The sequence below is a fragment of the Escherichia sp. HH41S genome, from assembly GCF_009820115.1.
Lineage (GTDB): Bacteria > Pseudomonadota > Gammaproteobacteria > Enterobacterales > Enterobacteriaceae > Escherichia > Escherichia coli_F.
In genome coordinates this window covers 279,595-300,134 of the sequence record NZ_VNXE01000061.1, presented here as the reverse complement: position 1 = coordinate 300,134, position 20,540 = coordinate 279,595, and the positions used below count along the sequence as shown (strand labels likewise).

Annotated in this window: 14 protein-coding genes and 5 pseudogenes; 7 read left to right on the top strand and 12 right to left on the bottom strand. The window is 45.4% G+C overall.

Annotated features, from left to right (window positions below; genetic code table 11):
- Window positions 1-64 precede the first annotated feature (64 nt).
- From ispH to FQZ95_RS11130, 6 genes are all read right to left on the bottom strand, one after another.
- Window positions 65-1,015 (bottom strand): 4-hydroxy-3-methylbut-2-enyl diphosphate reductase, encoded by a 951-nt coding sequence (gene ispH, locus FQZ95_RS11155; protein ID WP_088541462.1) that lies wholly within the window; start codon window positions 1,013-1,015, stop codon window positions 65-67.
- 1 nt (window position 1,016) lies between these two features.
- On the bottom strand, window positions 1,017-1,466 hold the full coding sequence (gene fkpB / locus FQZ95_RS11150) for an FKBP-type peptidyl-prolyl cis-trans isomerase (RefSeq protein WP_000004655.1): 450 nt from the start codon (window positions 1,464-1,466) through the stop codon (window positions 1,017-1,019).
- A gap of 107 nt (window positions 1,467-1,573) precedes the next feature.
- Window positions 1,574-2,068, bottom strand: coding sequence for a signal peptidase II (gene lspA, locus FQZ95_RS11145; RefSeq protein WP_000083381.1), 495 nt, complete (start codon window positions 2,066-2,068; stop codon window positions 1,574-1,576).
- Window positions 2,068-4,884: an isoleucine--tRNA ligase gene (gene ileS, locus FQZ95_RS11140; protein ID WP_001286856.1), complete on the bottom strand. Its 2,817-nt coding sequence runs from the start codon at window positions 4,882-4,884 to the stop codon at window positions 2,068-2,070. The genes lspA and ileS overlap by 1 nt, the downstream gene beginning before the upstream one ends.
- A 42-nt stretch (window positions 4,885-4,926) precedes the next feature.
- Entirely contained in the window at window positions 4,927-5,868 is a 942-nt protein-coding gene (gene ribF, locus FQZ95_RS11135) for a bifunctional riboflavin kinase/FAD synthetase (RefSeq protein ID WP_000767324.1), read from the bottom strand.
- A gap of 7 nt (window positions 5,869-5,875) precedes the next feature.
- Window positions 5,876-6,094 carry a DUF2575 family protein gene (locus tag FQZ95_RS11130; RefSeq protein WP_001353471.1) on the bottom strand — a complete coding sequence of 73 codons (219 nt, stop codon included), beginning with the start codon at window positions 6,092-6,094 and terminating at the stop codon, window positions 5,876-5,878.
- A 102-nt stretch (window positions 6,095-6,196) separates the two neighbouring features.
- Between FQZ95_RS11130 and rpsT the strand changes: the two genes are divergently transcribed.
- The 6 genes and pseudogenes from rpsT to FQZ95_RS11100 all read left to right on the top strand — a co-directional run bounded on the left by rpsT (window position 6,197) and on the right by FQZ95_RS11100 (window position 12,458).
- On the top strand, window positions 6,197-6,460 hold the full coding sequence (gene rpsT / locus FQZ95_RS11125) for a 30S ribosomal protein S20 (protein WP_001274021.1): 264 nt from the start codon (window positions 6,197-6,199) through the stop codon (window positions 6,458-6,460).
- A gap of 485 nt (window positions 6,461-6,945) precedes the next feature.
- Window positions 6,946-8,397 (top strand): pentapeptide repeat-containing protein, encoded by a 1,452-nt coding sequence (locus tag FQZ95_RS11120; RefSeq protein WP_160530189.1) that lies wholly within the window; start codon window positions 6,946-6,948, stop codon window positions 8,395-8,397.
- Between the two features lie 265 nt (window positions 8,398-8,662).
- Window positions 8,663-9,196 (top strand): annotated as a pseudogene (locus FQZ95_RS11115) (fimbrial protein).
- A gap of 50 nt (window positions 9,197-9,246) precedes the next feature.
- A pseudogene (locus tag FQZ95_RS11110) lies at window positions 9,247-9,929 on the top strand (fimbria/pilus periplasmic chaperone).
- Between the two features lie 12 nt (window positions 9,930-9,941).
- Window positions 9,942-11,397 (top strand): annotated as a pseudogene (locus FQZ95_RS11105) (fimbria/pilus outer membrane usher protein); the annotation flags it as partial.
- A 102-nt stretch (window positions 11,398-11,499) separates the two neighbouring features.
- Window positions 11,500-12,458: pseudogene (locus FQZ95_RS11100) on the top strand (fimbrial family protein).
- Between the two features lie 37 nt (window positions 12,459-12,495).
- On the opposite strand, the gene nhaR reads toward FQZ95_RS11100, so the two are convergent.
- The 5 genes and pseudogenes from nhaR to FQZ95_RS11075 form a co-directional block, all read right to left on the bottom strand.
- Complete coding sequence (nhaR, locus tag FQZ95_RS11095) at window positions 12,496-13,395, bottom strand: transcriptional activator NhaR (RefSeq protein WP_001300855.1); 900 nt, start codon at window positions 13,393-13,395, stop codon at window positions 12,496-12,498.
- A 65-nt stretch (window positions 13,396-13,460) separates the two neighbouring features.
- The gene (gene nhaA, locus FQZ95_RS11090; protein ID WP_000681360.1) at window positions 13,461-14,627 is read right to left on the bottom strand and encodes a Na+/H+ antiporter NhaA; all 1,167 of its coding nucleotides are present in this window, start codon (window positions 14,625-14,627) and stop codon (window positions 13,461-13,463) included.
- Window positions 14,628-14,878: 251 nt separating this feature from the next.
- A pseudogene (locus tag FQZ95_RS11085) lies at window positions 14,879-16,123 on the bottom strand (cytoplasmic protein).
- 128 nt (window positions 16,124-16,251) lie between these two features.
- Window positions 16,252-17,745, bottom strand: a complete 1,494-nt coding sequence (locus FQZ95_RS11080; protein WP_088541470.1) for a sulfatase family protein — start codon at window positions 17,743-17,745, stop codon at window positions 16,252-16,254.
- A gap of 20 nt (window positions 17,746-17,765) precedes the next feature.
- On the bottom strand, window positions 17,766-18,527 hold the full coding sequence (locus FQZ95_RS11075) for an outer membrane protein OmpK (protein ID WP_088541471.1): 762 nt from the start codon (window positions 18,525-18,527) through the stop codon (window positions 17,766-17,768).
- Window positions 18,528-19,138: 611 nt separating this feature from the next.
- Here FQZ95_RS11075 and mokC point away from each other — a divergent pair.
- Window positions 19,139-19,291 carry a type I toxin-antitoxin system toxin MokC gene (gene mokC / locus FQZ95_RS11070; RefSeq protein WP_000809168.1) on the top strand — a complete coding sequence of 51 codons (153 nt, stop codon included), beginning with the start codon at window positions 19,139-19,141 and terminating at the stop codon, window positions 19,289-19,291.
- Between the two features lie 103 nt (window positions 19,292-19,394).
- Here mokC and dnaJ read toward each other — a convergent pair whose 3' ends face one another.
- Complete coding sequence (gene dnaJ, locus FQZ95_RS11065) at window positions 19,395-20,525, bottom strand: molecular chaperone DnaJ (RefSeq protein ID WP_001118464.1); 1,131 nt, start codon at window positions 20,523-20,525, stop codon at window positions 19,395-19,397.
- Between the last annotated feature and the right edge of the window lie 15 nt (window positions 20,526-20,540).

Sequence of the window (20,540 nt, the reverse complement as noted above, 5' to 3'; positions counted from 1 at the left end):
CTCCGCAGAAGAGTACAGCTAAAAAAAACCAGCAACGAATGTGCTGGTTTTGAATGATTAATCTTTACTCGACTTCACGAATATCGACACGCAGCTCTTTTGGCACTTCGAAAACAATGTTTTCTTCACGGCCTTCCAGCGGAATGGCTTCACCACCGCCCAGCTGCTGCAAACGTGCCACCACATTCTGCACCAGAATATCCGGAGCCGATGCGCCCGCAGTCACGCCGACGCAGTTCACGCCTTTTACCCACTCTTCCTGGATATCTTTCGCATCGTCAATCAAAAACGCGCGTTTGCCCATACGCTGGGCCAGTTCCGCCAGACGGTTGGAGTTGGAAGAGTTTTTTGAACCAACCACCAGTACTACTTCCGCCTGTTCTGCCAGAGCGCGTACCGCTTCCTGACGGTTAGTGGTGGCGTAGCAAATGTCATCTTTGCGCGGCCCGACAATTTTCGGGAAGCGTTTACGCAACGCATCGATCACATCAGACGTGTCATCCACCGACAGCGTAGTTTGGGTCATAAAGGAGAGTTTCTCTTCGTTTTTGACCGTCAGTTTCCACACATCGTCCGGCGATTCGACCAGATACATTCCCCCTTCCGGGTTGCTGTACTGACCCATCGTCCCTTCCACTTCCGGGTGACCGGCGTGACCGATAAGAATAGACTCTTCACCACGGCGGCTGGCACGGGCGACTTCCATATGCACTTTGGTCACCAGCGGACAGGTGGCATCAAACACCGTCAAATCACGGCTTTTCGCTTCGTTACGTACCGCCTGAGAAACACCGTGTGCGGAGAAAATCAGGATCGCGCCGTCCGGGACTTCGCTAATCTGCTCAATAAAGATAGCCCCACGCTCGCGCAGGCTATCGACCACGTAGCGGTTATGCACCACTTCGTGACGGACATATATCGGTGCGCCGTAAATGGCCAGCGCGTTTTCAACAATGCTGATAGCGCGGTCTACCCCGGCACAAAAACCACGCGGGTTGGCCAACAGGATCTGCATGTTACGCCTCCAGTGCCGGATCGATTTCCAGCACTTCAATATCAAAATGAACGGTCTGCCCGGCCAGCGGATGATTGAAATCAACGGTAATGGAGTCGCCGTTAATTTCGCGGATCACGCCAGGCATCTCACTGCCATCCATTGCGGTAAAAAGCATGATTGCACCAATTTCTGGCTCGCCTGCATCCATAAACTCACGGCGGGAGAAGTACTGAATCAGGTCCGGTGACGGCACGCCAAACGCCGCATCTGGCTCCAGCGAGAAGGTGGTTTTATCACCCACTTTCAGCCCCAGCAGGTGTTGCTCCAGACCTTCGGAGAGAGAAGCATCGCCCAGGCGGAACAGCGCCGGTTTACCGTTGTTGCGGGTAGACTCGGCGGTGGTGCCATCGTCGAGTTTTAGCGTGAAGTGCACCAGGACGGCGCTATTGCTCTGTACAGATTCAGACATGCAGGTTTGCTCTTATATTTTGAGGATTTTTGCCGGATGCGGCCTACGATTTCACAGCAATCTGTAGGCCGGATAAGATGCGTCAGCATCGCATCCGGCAGGGTTTATTATTGTTTTTTCGCTTTCGAAGGTAAAAAACCTTCCAGCACAATCAGTGCCGCACCGACACAGATAGCAGTATCGGCGAGGTTGAAGGTGGCGAAGTGCCAGTCGCCGACGTAGAAGTCGATCATATCGACAACGAAGCCGTGCCACAGGCGGTCGAACAGGTTGCCCAGCGCGCCGCCAATAATCAGCGCGTAAGCGATATTGTTCAGCTTCTGCGTGGCCTTCGAGCGATACATCATCACTACCAGAATCACGCTAATACCAATCGCAATACCGGCAAAGAACCAACGCTGCCAGCCGCCGCTATCGGCAAGGAAACTAAACGCCGCGCCATAGTTACGCGCATAATGCAGATTAAGCGACGGGAACAGCGGGACCGTATCCCCCAGAGCAAAGTTCTGGAGGATCAGGTATTTGCTGCCCAGATCGATAATCAGCACGACTACCACCAGCCACAGCCAGCGTAGCCCTGTTGAACAGATCGATTGACTCATCAGGCAAACTTACGTTTTTCACCGTCACCGGCGACGTTGCTGACACAGCGGCCGCAGATTTCTGCGTGTTCCGCCACCTTGCCGACATCCTGGGTGTAGTGCCAGCAGCGTGGGCACTTCTCACCTTCGGCTTTACTCAACGCGACTTTCAGCCCTTTGAGTACTTCGCTCTGCTGAGCATCAGCAGGGGCGTCGTTATAGTCTGCAACGGTAGCGCCGGAGGTCAACAGGACAAATCGTAATTCATCGCCCAGCGCGGTCAGTTTCGCCGCCAGTTCCGGTTCTGCATACAAGGTTACTGCCGCTTCCAGCGAGCCACCCACTTTCTTGTCGGCACGTGCTTGCTCAATGACTTTGTTCACTTCGCCACGCACTTTCAACAGCTCGTCCCAGAACGCATCGTTCATCGCTTCACTGTCTGCCAGACCAAACAGGCCTTCGTACCACTCGCCGGTGAAGACGTATTTTTCACGTTCACCCGGCAGGTAGCCCCACACTTCATCAGCGGTGAAGGAGAGGATTGGTGCCATCCAGCGAACCAGCGCTTCCGCGATGTGGTACAGCGCGGTCTGGCAGCTACGACGCGCCACGCTGTCCGCTTTGGCGGTGTACTGACGGTCTTTGATGATGTCGAGGTAGAAGGAACCCATCTCAACGGAGCAGAAGCGCATCAGACGCTGTACCACTTCGTGGAAATCGTATGCTTCGTATGCCTTGAGGATGTCTTCCTGTGCCGCTTTCGCACAACCTACGGCCCAGCGATCCAGTACCACCATCTCTTCCGGTTTCACCATATCTTTTGCCGGATCAAAACCGTTCAGGTTTGCCAGCAGGAAGCGTGCAGTGTTACGGATACGACGATAGCTGTCGGCTGCACGTTTCAGGATCTCGTCAGAAACGGCCATTTCACCGGTGTAGTCAGTTGATGCCACCCACAGACGCAGAATATCCGCGCCCAGTTTGTTCATCACGTCCTGCGGCGAAACGGTGTTGCCGATGGATTTAGACATCTTGCGACCCTGACCATCCACGGTAAAGCCGTGGGTCAGTACCTGACGATACGGCGCTTTGCCTTTCATCGCGGTGGAGATCATCAGGGAAGACATGAACCAGCCACGGTGCTGGTCAGAACCTTCCAGATACATGTCCGCTGCGTGACCAGCAAATTCCGGACGCACGTCAACAACAGAAGAGTGGGTAGATCCGGAGTCAAACCATACGTCCAGCGTATCCGGCACTTTCACGTACTGGTCAGCTTCGTCGCCGAGGATCTCTTTCGCATCAAGATCCCACCATGCCTGAATGCCATCAACTTCAACGCGTTTTGCCACTTCTTCCATCAGTTCGAGGGTACGCGGATGCAGCTCTTCCGTGTCTTTGTGCACGAACAGTGACATCGGTACGCCCCAGGTGCGCTGACGGGAGATACACCAGTCAGGACGGTTAGCGACCATCGACTCGATACGCGCCTGGCCCCAGTCAGGGATCCACTGCACGCCTTTGATCTCTTTCAGTGACTGCGCACGCAGACCTTTCTGATCCATGCTGACGAACCACTGCGGCGTAGCGCGGAAGATGATCGGCGTTTTGTGACGCCAGCAGCACGGATAGCTGTGCTGCATTTTCTCAACGTGCAGCAGCGCGCCTTTTTCCTGTAGCAGCGCAACGACGATGTCGTTCGCTTTGAAGACGTTAACGCCATCCAGCGTCGGGTAAGTACCCGGCAGATAAGTACCGTCCGGGCCAACCGGGTTAGCGGTTTCCAGACCGTATTTCTGACCGATCACATAGTCGTCTGGGCCGTGGCCAGGCGCGGTATGAACGGCACCGGTACCGGCATCCAGCGTAACGTGATCGCCAAGAATTGCCGGAACGTCGAAGCCCATAAACGGATGGGTAAAGCGCAGCAGCTCCAGCTCCGCACCTTTTACCGTGCCGAGAATGGTGTAATCGGTCACGCCGATACGCTGCATTACGCTTTCAACCAGATCTTTTGCCAGAATCACAGCCTGACCGTCGATCTGCACCAGCGCATAGTCGAAATCAGGTGCAATAGAGATTGCGCGGTTGGCAGGCAGAGTCCACGGCGTGGTGGTCCAGATCACCAGCGAGATTGGGCCGTTAACGTTGCTTACGGCAAATTTTGCTTTCAGCGCATCCTGATCGACCGCCTGGAAAGCGACGTCAATGGACGGAGAAGTTTTGTCGTAATACTCAACTTCCGCTTCCGCCAGCGCAGAACGGCAGTCAACGCACCAGTGTACCGGCTTCGCGCCTTTGTGCAGGTGACCGTTGCCGATGATTTTGCCCAGCGCGCGGATGATGTTGGCTTCAGTTTTGAAGTCCATAGTCAGGTACGGGTGCGACCAGTCGCCCAGCACGCCCAGACGGATAAAGTCTTTGCGCTGACCGTCAACCTGGGTCGCAGCGTATTCGCGGCACTTGGCGCGGAACTCGGCAGCGGTGAATTTCTCACCCGGCTTACCGTATTCTTGCTCTACTTTCAGCTCGATCGGCAGACCGTGGCAGTCCCAGCCAGGCACATACGGCGAGTCATAACCGGAAAGCCCTTTGGACTTCACGATAATGTCTTTCAGAATCTTGTTAACCGAGTGACCAATATGAATGCTGCCATTCGCATAAGGAGGGCCATCATGCAGAATGAAGGTTTTTTTGCCTTTTTTAGCCGCACGGATGATGCCGTACAGATCATCATCAGTCCAACGCGCCAGCATTCCCGGTTCGCGCTTGGCGAGATCGCCACGCATCGGGAACCCTGTTTCCGGCAAATTCAGGGTTGATTTATAGTCACTCATCAGATTCTCGGTTCCGTATTTCGGTTTGATTACATAACAGGCTTAAGCCGGTTTTGTTAGCCCAAAAAATTCGCGGGCGGTTAATTCATCACGCGCAATCTGCGCTTTCAGTTCGTCCAGCGACGCAAATCGCTGCTCATTGCGTATTTTTTTACGCAGCACTACTTGTATATGGCGACCATACAGGTCCATTGCAACATCTAACAAATGCACTTCCAGCTGCTGGCGAATACCGGCAACCGTTGGGCGTGTTCCGATGTTTGCAACGCCGGGTAACGGCTTTTCACCGAGGCCCAGCACTTCTACCGCATAAACCCCTTTCACCGGGGAAACCTGACGGCGCAGCGGTACATTCGCCGTCGGGAAACCTATAGTGCGCCCTAATTCATCACCGTGGACCACACGCCCGGAGATGGCAAACGGGTGCCCCAGTAAACTTTCTGCCAGAGCCAGATTGTCATCCGCCAGCGCCTGACGTACAGCGGTACTGCTGATGCGCACGCCACCTTCGCAAAAAGTTTGCGTACTGGTGATATCGAAGCCGTATTCCGCGCCAGCTTTCTGTAATAACAAGAAATCGCCTTCACGACCAGCGCCAAAGCGGAAATCATCCCCTACAGCAAGAAATTTTACCCGCAAATGCTTCACCAGAAGATCGCTGATGAAATTTTGCGCGGTTAACGCCGCGAAACGCCTGTCGAAACGCACGCACAGCACGTAATCAACGCCACACTCTGCAAGGTAACGCAGTTTTTCCCGCAGTCGGGTCAGCCGTGCCGGGGCTTTATCGGTAGCAAACAGTTCCAGTGGTTGAGGTTCAAAAAGCATCACCATCACCGGTAAGTTGCGCTTGCGCCCTTCTTCCTGCAAGCCCTGTAACAGCGCGCGATGACCGCGATGCACGCCGTCGAAATTACCAATAGTCAGCACACACCCTTCTTGCGGGGCCTGGCTGAGATTATGTATGCCGCGTATCAGCTTCATGTCTGGCTCAAAACAGTGAAAATCGTCCGAGTATACCTTGTACAGCGGTCAAGGTTAACCGGCGATTGAGTACCGAAATCAGAAAGAAGTGGCTTTTCATTGCCATGCCGCAAATTACGGGAAGAAACAGACCGCCTGCTGCAATTTTTATCGCGGAAAAGCTGTATTCGCACCACGCAAGCTGGTAGAATCCTGCGCCATCACTACGTAACGAGTGCCGGCACATTAACGGCGCTTATTTGCACAAATCCATTGACAAAAGAAGGCTAAAAGGGCATATTCCTCGGCCTTTGAATTGTCCATATAGAACACATTTGGGAGTTGGACCTTGGCTAATATCAAATCAGCTAAGAAGCGCGCCATTCAGTCTGAAAAGGCTCGTAAGCACAACGCAAGCCGTCGCTCTATGATGCGTACTTTCATCAAGAAAGTATACGCAGCTATCGAAGCTGGCGACAAAGCTGCTGCACAGAAAGCATTTAACGAAATGCAACCGATCGTGGACCGTCAGGCTGCTAAAGGTCTGATCCACAAAAACAAAGCTGCACGTCATAAGGCTAACCTGACTGCACAGATCAACAAACTGGCTTAATCGCCAATTTGCTGAAGCTTTGTGAAAAAGCCCGCGCAAGCGGGTTTTTTTATGTCTGCGGCTTTTGTGATGCCTGAGAGAACACAATGGCGATTGCCAGAGAGTCAAAAGTTGCAGGTGCTTGCAGACATGCCGTTACACTCTCTGGACTCTTCGTGGCTTAAAAATCGCAGAACCATCGGCTGACACATTCTGAATAAGAATATCTACTCAATCTCCAGACTCCCCTACATAGAATGTGGAGATCGTGATACATATTGAGGTCTTAAACTTAAGATCACTCTATTTTTGAATTAAATTCCTATACTCTTTAACCATCCATAAATATCACTTTATTAAATCTAATAAATTATTAACCACAATCAATACAGGTTAAATACTTATTTATAATGTACTTATTAAAAACTAATGAGCGATTTTTGATAGTAATCACATATACTTTAAAATAAATTAATAAAAAAACTCATCAAATTCAAGGACTGATAATGAAAGATGGTATATATACTTTGCCACATTATCTTTATAAATCAAATATAGCAGATAATGAAACAATAAAGGAAACAAGAAAAGACAATTCATTAAAAATATTATGCGAGTATAAAACAGAGTTAATTATTTTATTTGATGATTTTTTTAGAAGCCAACAGTTACCTAAAATATCTCCAGCACTTCATTTTTTATTTCAACAGACTAATTTGATAGATGCGCATTTTTATAGATGTAAAGTCCAAGAACACACAATCCAACTTTCTTTTTTAAAAGACAAAAACATCACATTACTTAGATTGGATGTTTTTGATGACTTCACAAGTGAATATATTACTGAAGATATTAAGATATCAGAAGATTGCCATGTCAAATTCCTTAAATTTTTAAAGACAAACTTCGATCAGGAAATATACGATCAGTTATATACTCCTGAAATATTTTATGAAGCCTGCAAAAAAGTTCAGTCATTTTATGATCATCAGGATACCTTGCTAGACAGAAAATACAGAGAAATAGACAAGAAAAAAGGTTATCTTAGCAAGGAACTCAAAAAGCTAATTAAAATGAATACATACCCTGAGTTATACAATGGGCAATATCAAAAAATCCCTTACTTATCCATCGATGTTAACCAAGATATAACATGGCAGAACTTTAAAACTAGCAACACAGCATATTCACAGCTTTGTGAAAAATTATCATCTTTTAAAATTACGACTAATCAATTAATACAAAAAACAGCTTGCTGCACAACTGAAAAAATGACCACCAATAAATTTAATGTTGTCTTTTCTTACGACGGATATTATATAAAGGAATTTATACTTTTATTACCCTATAATAAATCCATGGAGATTTATGAACTTAACAAGCAAAAAATCCAGTACTTGACTGCTCCAAATATTAACATACATAAAATATTGCTATCAAACTTAACGATAGAAAAGAGCAACTTGACATATGGTTATTATTCCACTTGTATATTATCAAATATATCATGCTTTGAAAGTGACTTATCAAACACAACCTTTTTCAATGGAGAAATAAATAATCTTTTCTTAAAAAAATGTAATATATTTGGAGTATTCTTCATTAAAACAAAAATAAAAAACCTTCTCTGTGAAGATATTATGCCTGTTCGATGGACCACTCAACTTGTCAATAAGTACTTAGGTAACATATATACAGGAGTATTCAAAACACTGGGAAGTATTGATGACAAAGCGTCTCGTTTCGAAATTTTGATTCCATTGGTTCAAACATTAGTTCGCGACAATGTAACGCTAAATAATGATGTGTATCAAGAATTGAGTAAGTATATGCACGATTACGACAAAACATCTCCGGAAATGAGTAAATACCTTCAGAGCATCAATGAAAGTATGTTCCTTATGACAAACATCCCTCATCAGGATCCCCCCCCCAAAGAAAGATGTTATTCAGAATAAAATTACATCTGATGTATATTAATTCACTGCAGAGAAATAAAAAAACCTGAAACATGCACTCAAATATTCTACTCTTCACTCTAATGAGTGAACCCCAGAACTTTTATAAAGAAGCGAGCAACGAAGAATATTAAATTTTCAACATTTCATCAACATCACATCAAAAATTTAAAAACTTAAACATTAATATAAATAGTAACAACCTGATCACATAATCAGGTTTGAAAATGAGCAACCTTCCATACTAGTCAATTAAGGATGATTTATGAAAAAGTATATTATTCCGTTCGTGGCGACAACGTTGATATTCAGCGTAACAACCTTCGCCAAGGATGTCGATCAAGGAACACTAACCGTTAGAGGAGAAGTTGTTGATACAACGTGTTACTTTGTTAATGGTGATTCAACAACCGATATTGTTGTCGAAGATGTTGTAACCAGTGCAATGAATCAACTTATTAATAATGAAATCTATACTTTAAAAACCGGTTCAACCGCTCATGACTTAGAAATTCAGTGTGATGGCAATACAGCACCAAATATCGAAGTATTAGCCTCAGAGTTTGATGCTAATAACTTTACGTTGAATAAAGGAACTGCTGAAAACGTTGGCTTTGCCATTTTCCTCGGTGATGGAAATATGACAAGAATGTTGCCAGGTGTAAAAACACCGCTGAAAGATAATGGTTCTGGACAATATTTTCTTAATTAAAATGCACAATATGAGCGTACAAGTACCGATCCTGTAACAAAAGGCTCCGTGGAGTCAACCGTGACGATTAAAATCAGTGCAGATTAAAATTTTTATGCCGGTAGCTCTGCTACCGGTATTATTTACGGAGTGATTACATGAGAATTATAACAGCATTGCTGATGTCATTTTTTATTTTACCTGTTCATGCGGGTGTGGTCATCTATGGTACGCGTATTATCTATCCAGAAAAAAACAGAGAAGTTCTCGTACAGTTAATGAATCAAAGCAAAAGTGCCTCTTTGATTCAGGCATGGATCGATGATGGAAACACAACTATCGCGCCAGAAAAAATTCAGGTCCCATTTATTCTCACTCCGCCAGTAAGTCGTGTAGCAGGAGGTTCTGGCCAACAACTAAAAATAAAAAAATGCCAAACAATTTACCTCACAATAAAGAAAGTTTATTTTATCTAAATGTTATGGACATCCCTCCAAACAACCCACAAAATGCTGGAAAAAACAAAATTAAACTTGCATTACAAAACCGTATAAAGTTATTTTGGCGTCCCGAAGGAGTAGCGCCGGTAGATAAAAAAATCCTGTCTCAATTAAATATCAAAAAGAAAGATAATGCCATCTCAATAAACAATGAAACAGCGAACTGGATAACGATTACAACTATCAAAGCCCAAAATGTGAAAGTTAATAATGAAAGTATATTACTACCTCCATTTTCCAATAACGACATTACATTAAAAAATAACAACGCCTCAGAGTATGAACTAACGGTAGTTGATGATTACGGGAATAATATCAATAGTAAAATCGCCGCACGATAACAGGTAAAAGTCATGTTAAGGACGACACGATGGGTCGCTGCAATTATTATTTTGTATTCTTTTCCAGGTTATGCTGAAGAAACTTTTGATACACACTTTATGATCGGCGGCATGAGAGGAGAAAAAGTTTCTGAATATCATTTAGATAATAAACAACCGCTTCCAGGAAACTACGAACTTGATGTTTATGTAAACCACCAGTGGCGTGGAAAACAAGATATCATGATCCCAGAGTCACCAACCAAACCATGTCTGCCTGAGGAGCTACTAACCACACTGGGGGTAAAGACCGATAAGATCAATACAGAAGATAATTGTATTTCACTGGATGAAGCGGTTCATGGTGGTCAATATCAGTGAACACCGACTAAATTTAACGATCCCACAGGCGTATATCATTGAACTTGAAAGAGGCTACGTTCCCCCAGAAAGTTGGGATCGCGGCATTAATGCTTTTTATACCTCCTATAATTTAAGTCAGTATCGCTCTTATGACAGCAATAATAACAGTAATATAGCCAGTTATGGCCGATTTAACAGCGGATTAAATTTATTTAGTTGGCAGATACACTCTGATGCCAGCTATAGCAAACCTGATGATATGAAAGGCACATGGCAAAGTAATACTCTTTACCTGGAACATGGCTGGTCGCAAATATTAAGCACAATTCAGATAGGAGAAAATTATACATCCTCACTCATATTCGACTCTCTGCGATTTAGCGGAATACGCTTATTTCGCGATATGCAAATGTTACCTGATTCCATGCAGAGCTTTACACCTTTAGTACAAGGTATTGCGCAAAGTAATGCATTGATAACGGTTTCGCAAAATGGCGACATCATTTACCAAAAAGAGGTTCCTCCGGGACCATTTACTATCGCAGATTTGCAACTTTCGGGCAGCGGCGCTGATCTCGATGTCAGCATAAAAGAAGCAGATGGTAGTGTTCGTTCCTTTTTGGTGCCCTACTCTTCCGTGCCCAACATGCTGCAACCAGGTGTTTCAAATTTCGATTTTATCGCCGGACGCAGTAAGATATATGGTGTAAACAATCAGGAGGACTTTCTCGAGGCAAATTATATATATGGCCTCAACAATCTTTTGACACTTTATGGCGGTACGATTTTATCCGATAACTATAATGCTATAACCCTGGGAAATGGTTGGAATACACCGCTGGGTGCCATCTCTTTTGACGCTACCCGATCGAGTAGTAAGTTAAATAATGATATAACACACGAAGGTACGAGCTATCAGGTTGCCTATAATAAATATCTAGTGCAAACGGCTACTCGCTTTAGCGTGGCCGCCTGGCGTTATGCTTCGCAGGATTACAGGACATTCAGCGACCATCTTTACGAAAATGATAAACACAATCATCATAGTGAATATGATGATTTTTATGATATTGGCAGAAAAAATAGCCTTTCTGCCAATATTATGCAACCTTTATCCACCGGCATAAAAATTGCTCTCAACGATGAACAGAACTTATTTTGTACCATTACTTTTAAAAACGTTATCGATGAAAATAAAATATATATATGTCAGTAAAAGGAGTTTACTATGAAGTGGCTTTTATTGCTCTCCTTGAGTCTATATTCTTTTATTGTGCAAAGTGCTCCCTGTACACTGACCAATGTCGGTGAACAACGTGGAACTTACACTCTAAACCCACTTAATATGAAAGGTAATCTCGCTGTTGAAAAAATTGAAAACACTGGAAATATCATTGAGTGTGCGGATTTGCAAGATACGACCAACACCATTAAAGTTCATTTTTTAACACTGAACGCCTTAAGGTTTAAAGTGGGGGGCGTCATTATATTATTAATTTTCCTTTTGAATCTAACGGTAAAAAAATAGAACTACCCGGTAAATCATCTTATAATTTAGAAGAAATCTTATCTGCAATAAATTTCACGATTCCATATTCTATTACTTCGTTACCAGATAATTCTTACATCTCAGATATTTTTCCAGGGGCACCTTTTCCTTTGTTGTTCGAAATTGAAGTGAGCTCATGCATAGGGAGTAATACTAATTGTAACAGCGTCCGCTTTAACTTTAATTTAAATACCATTTTACAGGTTAACTTAATGACTTGTGGTTTTGAAGACAAATCCATCGACACTGGACGATTTGTACTGTCTCGTATCAATAGTGAAAATTATCAGTTTCATCATATAAGATTTGACTGCATCCAGGGCGAGCAAGGTGAATTAGTTTTTGAACCCATCGAAGTTGAATATTACTTTGAACCGGTGACGATACAGGAGTCAGGAACCAGCATATTAAAAAATGAGTTAGAAAACAGTGAGGACGGTGCGGGTCAAATAGGCTTTCAACTCTCCAATGATGGTACGAATGAAATCCAGTATGGCAAAAGCAATAGCTATGCTTTTCAGCATCCCCATGAAGGAAGTAATCAGATTCCTCTATTTATTCGCCCGCGTACATATGGAAATAATGTCTCAAGCGGACAAATAATGAGCCGAGTCAAAATCGTGGTAATGTACAACTAATCTATCTCCCCCACCTTAACTTTGGGGGAGCTGCCGATTAACGTGCCGCTGGGCTAAAAAGCGCAGAATAATCCGTATTGCAGATTCGCTGTACCGCCGGGTGCTGAATCATCCGCTCAGCAAAAATAGCATGGTACTCTTCCATCACATTTTCGACGCGACCAATTTCTACGACAGTTTTATCGGCATAAAAGTCATATGCATAAAGCGTTGGGGCAACGAAGATTGCATTGTGCATCGCACCAAAAGCTTTCATCAACGCGGCATCATCAAACTCGCCGAGGATTTCTACGTTTAATCCCTGGGAGTTAAACCAGTTAAGCAATTTGCGCCCTAACATTGAACGTCGCCCAGGAATCAAAAGCCGCCGTTCTTCCAGACAAGCCGGGAATGGTTTTTCCGGTGGTGGATTTGTACACCAGAAGCTCACGCCACATTCGCCAATTCTCACGGAGAACAGGCCTTCCTGCTGCGTAGAATCTATCGGACAGTCGGAAATGATCATATCCAGTTTATGCTGGCTTAATTGCTCCAGCAGCATTTCGTGGGTGGATTCGAAGCAGCGAAGATGAATCGGCTCGCCTTCTACCACTGCGGCGTTAAGTACGCTACTGACCAGGCGTTTAGAAAGTGCATCAGCCACGCCAACGTCAAACAATAAATTGGATTCTTTGCGATAGTTCACGATATCCAGCATTTCCTGGCTTAAGGTGAACATTTTATCGGCATAGCGATAGACCAGCTCTCCCAGCTCGCTGGGTTCGAGACCACGTCCCTTGCGCTTAAATAATTTGCCTTGCAGGCGCTCTTCCAGCGCCCGAATCTGTCCGGTAATGGTTTGTGGTGTTAAATAAAGCGCCTCCGCTGCGCCAACCACGGAACCTTCTTTATAGACATGCCAGAAGTAATACAAGTGGTTGTAATTGATATGAGACATGCTCATTTCTCTCCCTGATAACAATGAAAAGGGAGCCGTTTATGGCTCCCCGGTAAACCGTCCTGTCAAACTGATGGACGCAAACGAACGCGTAACCAGCTGTATCCAATTACCGCCGAAGAGATAGAACCGACCAGGATACCGAGTTTCGCCCAGTTAATCAGTTCTGGATCTACGCTACCAAAGGCCAGGCTGGCAATAAAGATAGACATAGTAAAACCGATACCGCACAGGATCCCCACCGCCATAATTTGCTGATAAGTCGTTCCCTCAGGCAGATGCGCCAGTTTCAAACGCAGCGCCAACCAGCAGAACAGACTAATCCCCAGCGGTTTGCCAATCAGCAAGCCAGCGATGATCCCCAATGGCAGAATGGAGGTCAAGCCATCCAGCGTGACGCCTTGCAGTGAAACGCCAGCATTAGCAAATGCAAACAGCGGTAAAATCAGATACGCCACCCACGGGTGCAACACATGCTCCAATCGCTTCGCTGGAGAACGCCCATGCTTCTCTTTCAAAGGAATAAAGAAGCCGACAATTACCCCCGCCAGGGTTGCGTGAACCCCCGATTTCAACACCGCAGTCCACAACACCACGCCAACCAGAATATAGACACCCGTGCGGCGCACACCACACAGATTCAATACCGCGAGTACCGCAATTGCTACAGCCGCGACGCCAAGAGAGGCCATCGATAAGTCATTAGTGTAGAACAATGCGATGATAATGATGGCCCCAAGATCGTCGATAATAGCCAGAGCCATCAAAAAGATCTTCAGCGCTAACGGAACACGACTTCCCAACAGCGCCAGCACACCAAGTGCAAAGGCAATGTCAGTAGCCGCCGGGATCGCCCACCCTTCGCGGGTAATCGGATCGGCATAGTTAAAGGCCAGATAGAGCAATGCCGGCACAATCATCCCACCAATAGCGGCGATAACTGGAAATGCGGCCTGGCGTAAGCTGGCTAGCGATCCTTGCATCAGTTCACGTTTAACTTCCAAACCAACTAACAGGAAAAATACCGCCATCAGCGCGTCATTTATCCATAACAGCATGTTTTTGTTGATTTCGAGTGAACCAACCCGGAGCTGAACCGGCGTCTCCAGAAAGTCGTGATACCATCCACTGGTTGCGCCGCTATTGGCCATAATCATCGCCAGGATAGCGGCAATGATAAGAATAATGCCTCCCGAGGCATCACTGCTAAAGAATCGATGCAGATGTTTCACTTTTTATTTCTCTTTCAGGTGAATAGATCGTTTTTACTATTTTACCCCGCACAAATCTTCGTTAAAATCAGATTATAGTGTAGGAATAATTCGTTTTTTACGATCCATTGAAGGATTTGCGTCATCAGTGATGAGATGAGTTTTTGACGGCTGTAAGCGCTCACGAGTGACCCTAAGCCCTGATAATCATAGCTTAAGGTGAGGATTTCTGAGGGATTAATTAGGAAAAGTAATAATAAAATCGCACTGTGCTATAGCTGTTTATTCCAGAGATGCTTGAAAATATCTAATGTGGAGACAACATTGGCAGGCGACATTCGGTTTAATGAGGATAGAAAGGGATGAGACTCCAGGAAGTTGATAAAACGAGTCGCGCTTGCTAACGTCGAATACCGCATTTCATTTGCTTTCTTGTTTCCTGTAAGGTTACAAACAGCCATTGAATAATCACGGGCGGAAAATGCACGCTAGACATTATTTCTCACGCCACCACTCAAAAACAACCGCGGCGGCGTATCATAATGAGTCGTTTTCTCGCCGCGTTCTTTCACAAATGAAATATGGCACCGGCCTTGATGAATATGCTGTAAATTAGCCATTAGACAACCGCCTAATATAAAGCACTCGTGATCAAGGTAGTGTTGAATATTTATAGAATATGCTTCAGTCAGTACTCTAACCAGTTCAAAATGGCGATACGCCGGAAGAACAGGTTTCACCAGCATCCCCGGATCGTTTTGATGTAATATCGCCCGACCATAATCAATATCAAATAAAGTATCACGTCGCATAGTAAGTAACTCCTTGCGTTGTACGTGATGCGCCAGTGTACCTGGAGACAAACGCTCTTCATAACTTGATGCATATTGATAATGCGACTCTACCGCTGATGAAGAATAATTTGTTGAAATAGCGACGACTCTACCGCTTTGTTCTTCTGCGGTAACAAGACTATAAAGATAGTTGTTACTACCGTTAAACTTTACGCGAAAAGCGCGGGTAGCGAGAGAAATATCAGAAGCAGAAGAGTACTGGCAACTTTCTTTATAGTTTACTTCCCGGGCTAGTTTCATCAACTCACGGTTAAGCCCTGTGCTATTAAGAAGTAATAATTTACGGATATCTGCAAGTGAGGCCCCTTGCTCAATCATCAATGCTAAATGTGTTCTTCGCGGCGTTGTATTTACATGATCCAGAGTGATAAAAGTTCTGGAACAATGATGATAATACATTCTCCTCTGGCCTTGTGCAGAATATCCATATTTTTTGAGGGACGTGCCTCCGCAAGTTGAACATTGGCAAATCAAACCTCTCCAGGAGTGATTCACAATATTACGATAAATATTAAGCGACTGTTCAGATATCACTGGAAACAAGTAACCACATTCACGGCATAAAATATTTTTACCCTGTGCGACATAATCCTGGCTATTCAGCACCCCCAGGTTTTTACATCCTGGTGTTTTGCAACAATCAACATTTACGTTGGTAAACATATCCACTCCCTGCGAATAGCCGTATCTTGATATTGTTCAACGCGAAAAGAACCTGATTCAATGCGTAGCACTGAATCAGGCGGGCATAGCCCTAAATGGCATACATTACATTTATTATGATTATCAGGTTAGCCCCAGGTCACTGCTTCTGGTTTATCACCCCTGGCTTTCATTAATGAATCATTATCAATATCGGCTTTATACTTTAAGAACTTACCATACATTTGTTTTTCAATGTCTGGATTTTTACCTATCTGATTAATGGTCTCAAAACGATCGGTTTTGAGGTTGTATAGGTACTTTGGCTTATTGTTACGATCGATGATCATTTTCCAGTCACCATCACGTATCGCCCATTCGTCGGTTGGATCATCCTGGAATGGCATGTCAATTCCGAAGATTAATGGCTTTTCACGTTTTAGCGCCTTGTTCTCAAGGACAGGAACCAACGATTCGCCATCAAAAGTGCGGTCCGTCGGTAATTTGAAGTTCATCATTTTCGCCAGCGTTGGCATCCAGTCCAGACCATAAACTGGCGTATCTGAAACCATTCCCTTTGGAAGATGCTTTCCGTATTTAATAATCGCCGGAACACGGATGCCGCCTTCCCAAAGGTTATCCTTGCGACCACGTAATCCATCAGTTTTCCCTGCCAAATTCAGTTCATAAACTTTACGTGCTTCACGGGTTACTGGGCCGTTATCACTGGTAAAAATAACGATGGTGTTATCTTCTTCACCCATCGCTTTGATTTTATCCAGTACTTTTCCAACCTGAGCATCCAGATAACTGATGTTGGCATAATATTCTCCTGTACCACGCCAGGGTTTATCCGCCCAGTCGCCATAAAATAAATCAGGATGCTGCTTCTGATAGTCGCTCATATAATGTGAGTACATGTCGAGGTATTTTTTGGGCGAAGCCAGGGGACTGTGCACTTCGGTAAAAGCGACATAAAGGAAGAAAGGCTTACTATCCTTTTTGTTATCCAACCAGTTAACGACTTCCGAACTGACATACTCACCACTCATTTTATCGGCACGAGGTGTAGGTTGCCCGTTACGCAACCAACCCGTCGGATACACCATACCAAAACGGGGACGCTCCTTCGCATTATCCAGAGTAGCGTCGGTAACAAAACCCGCCGTATTAACCAGTGAGTAATCAAAGCCCATATCTTTTGCCTGAGGCTGATCGGTACGATCGCCGCCTGCATTCAGATGCAGCTTACCCATCATTGCCGTGTCGTACCCTTGCGCTTTGAGTAGATTAGCAATCGTGAGTTCGTTACGCCCTAAGGCAACATCTTTGCCTGAAGGAATCCATGAGCGAATTCCAGTACGAAATGGCATCCGGCCGGTTAATAGCCCAGCGCGTGAAGGTGAACTTAAAGGGGCGGGGGCATAGTAGTCAGTAAATTTGACCCCTTCCTGGGCAAGCCTGTCGATATTAGGTGTTTTAACGATCTGATGACCATATGTTGCTAAATCGCCATAACCTAAATCATCCGCCATAATAATGACTAAATTAGGTTGTTTAGCCTCTGCGGCTAAGGCAGGACTAAAAGCATTCCCTGTGCAAACTGCAAGGCCGATCAAACTGGCCATTAACGTTTTCTGCATAATTATTCCCTGATAAAAAATTAGAAATCATAACCAAGCATATAAATCATTTGATCGCCAAAGCCATCGTAGCCCAGCTTATTATCGAAATAACGCCACGTCACACTGGCTTTCCAGCGAGGATAGAACTTCCAGGCCACTGTTAAACCGCCATTTAGCCCATTCCGACCAAATTGTTGTTCCGCATAGGCATCATTTCTGTCCAGTTCTATTTCATTCCAGTTAGATAAAACAAATTTTTCGTCAAATAACATAAATGGCAATACTGCTATCCAGCCAACAACATAACCATTCCAACCATTCGTTTGACCATATTTAGCTGATACGTAGTCACCAGATTGATTATGTAATCCAATATACGGTTTAAAAAAGCCCCACTCGCCGTTCCAGCCGAGGTAACCGAATCCATAAAACATGTCCAGATCGTCACCCCATGAGTTATCCCATTGGCCATAAATTTTGCCAAAGAATGTCATATCAGAGTCAAAGAGTCTGACATGCGTCATTGCTGAAACCGTATGATTTCTCCCTGCTACAGCATGATTGAGTACATTACTTTCATAAAATGAGTAAAATTCTGCTTCTTTAAAATTTACCCCAAAATCCGCAGTCACTTTCCATACTTCACCACGGTGAGTATTTACAAATCCACTATTCCAGTCTGCATAACCTGCATTTATTGAGCCAAAGAAACCTTTATATTCTAATGAAGAATATGCAGGAAGATGATAGAAAATCGTTGTCAGGGCACACGCAATAAGAAGCCGTCTTTTGGCAGACATATAATATGCTCTCCATTCATTGTTTTTATGGTTCCATAGAAATCAATACATCAGATAATTCATTTTGATTAAGAACGACTCAGAAAGTATATTTAAAGGTGAATGGCAAAGCGTGATGGAGATCGCAGATTACTTTTACCCCCGGGTGTGGAGGTATCGTGTTTCAAAAAGTGTGTCGATTTTAAATATCACTCATTGATTTATAAACATTTTTCCTCACAAAAAGAAAATTCAATTCTGTACAAGAATATTTTGTATCTTCTATTACTTTCTCCAGTAATAACTCACCATTCAGGCATAACTTAAACCTCTTGTTCATAATCTCAACTTTTGTAAATGAAAACGCACATAAGAGTTAAAATAAACAATGTACTAAAGATTAATTACGCAAAAATGCGAGGCGTCTTCAGGATTAGAATCGATAAAACAGAATGGGTTAAAGAGAGCGATATAATAGCGGCGGGTGCTTGAGGCTGTCTGTCTCAGGCATTAGCTGAACGGCAGATAGAGAAAAGCCCCGAGTGATATTTTACCATCAACCCGAGGCCCCCTATATGCAGAACACATGTAGAGTGCCTCTTACTGACCGTAAGGTCAAGGAGAAGAGAGCAATGAAGCAGCATAAGGCGATGATTGTCGCCCTGATCGTCATCTGTATCACCGCCGTAGTGGCGGCGCTGGTAACGAGAAAAGACCTCTGTGAGGTTCACATCCGAACTGGCCAGACGGAGGTTGCTGTTTTCACGGCTTACGAATCCGAGTAAGAGCAACGGCGGGGAGTGATCCCCGCCACTTTACAGGTGCTCGCATATCTTCAACGCACCCTGTTTTTTACCTGGCCTGCCCACGGGCAGGCTTTTGGGGAGGTTAGCGAGTCAGGTCGTCGAAAAACTTCTTCACACCATCAAAGAAGCTCTTTGAGCGCGGGCTGTTGTGCTCGCCGGTTGGGCCACCGAAGCTTTCTTGCAGCTCTTGCAGCAGCTGTTTCTGCTTCTCGTTCAGGCCTACCGGTGTTTCGACGACAACGCGGCACAGCAAATCACCCTGTGCGCCACCGCGGACAGACTTGACGCCTTTACCGCGCATACGGAACAGCTTACCGGTCTGGGTTTCGCCAGGCACTTTCAGTTTGACGCGACCATCAAGAGTCGGTACTTCGATTTCGCCACCCAGCGCCGCCATAGCGAAGTTGATCGGGACTTCGCAATACAGGTTGTTGCCTTCACGCTCGAAAATCGGGTGCTGTTTAACCTGAACCTGAACGTACAGATCGCCTGCCGGTGCGCCATGCTCGCCCGCTTCACCTTCGCCCGCAAGACGGATGCGGTCTCCAGTGTCCACTCCTGCCGGGATTTTAACGGACAGCGTTTTGCTGCGCTCAACACGACCATGACCATGACATTTGTTGCACGGATCTTTGATCAGCGTACCGCGGCCCTGACAGTGTGGACAGGTCTGCTGTACAGCGAAGAAGCCCTGGCGCATCTGCACCTGACCAGAGCCATGACAGGTCGGACAGGTCTGCGGCTGTGTACCTGGTTTTGCACCGCTACCGTGGCAAACGTCACACTCTTCCAGAGTCGGAATGCGGATCTCTTTGGTCACGCCACGTACAGCTTCTTCGAGGGTGAGCTCCATGTTATAGCGTAAATCAGCACCGCGCGCCGCACGTTGACGACCACGTCCGCCGCCAAAAATATCGCCGAAAACGTCACCAAAAATATCGCTGAAGTCTGCGCCGCCGCCAAAACCGCCGCCGCCCATGCCGCCTTGCTCAAACGCAGCATGACCATACTGATCGTATGCCGCACGTTTTTGCGAGTCGGTCAGAACTTCATAAGCTTCCTTGATCTCTTTAAATTTCGCCTCGGCCTCTTTGTCACCCTGGTTACGGTCCGGGTGGTATTTCATGGCCAGGCGTTTGTAGGCCTTTTTGATTTCACGCTCTTCCGCTGTTTTGGAAACGCCTAAAATCTCGTAATAATCTTGCTTAGCCATCTTTTTTAAATTGCC

Bases quoted from the DNA above. Each gene is read 5' to 3' on its own strand.
- ispH (WP_088541462.1), bottom strand. From the start codon at position 1,015: ATGCAGATCCTGTTGGCCAACCCGCGTGGTTTTTGTGCCGGGGTAGAC.
- fkpB (WP_000004655.1), bottom strand. From the start codon at position 1,466: ATGTCTGAATCTGTACAGAGCAATAGCGCCGTCCTGGTGCACTTCACG.
- lspA (WP_000083381.1), bottom strand. From the start codon at position 2,068: ATGAGTCAATCGATCTGTTCAACAGGGCTACGCTGGCTGTGGCTGGTG.
- ileS (WP_001286856.1), bottom strand. From the start codon at position 4,884: ATGAGTGACTATAAATCAACCCTGAATTTGCCGGAAACAGGGTTCCCG.
- ribF (WP_000767324.1), bottom strand. From the start codon at position 5,868: ATGAAGCTGATACGCGGCATACATAATCTCAGCCAGGCCCCGCAAGAA.
- FQZ95_RS11130 (WP_001353471.1), bottom strand. From the start codon at position 6,094: ATGTGCCGGCACTCGTTACGTAGTGATGGCGCAGGATTCTACCAGCTT.
- FQZ95_RS11120 (WP_160530189.1), top strand. From the start codon at position 6,946: ATGAAAGATGGTATATATACTTTGCCACATTATCTTTATAAATCAAAT.
- nhaR (WP_001300855.1), bottom strand. From the start codon at position 13,395: ATGTCTCATATCAATTACAACCACTTGTATTACTTCTGGCATGTCTAT.
- FQZ95_RS11080 (WP_088541470.1), bottom strand. From the start codon at position 17,745: ATGCAGAAAACGTTAATGGCCAGTTTGATCGGCCTTGCAGTTTGCACA.
- FQZ95_RS11075 (WP_088541471.1), bottom strand. From the start codon at position 18,527: ATGTCTGCCAAAAGACGGCTTCTTATTGCGTGTGCCCTGACAACGATT.
- mokC (WP_000809168.1), top strand. From the start codon at position 19,139: ATGAAGCAGCATAAGGCGATGATTGTCGCCCTGATCGTCATCTGTATC.
- dnaJ (WP_001118464.1), bottom strand. From the start codon at position 20,525: ATGGCTAAGCAAGATTATTACGAGATTTTAGGCGTTTCCAAAACAGCG.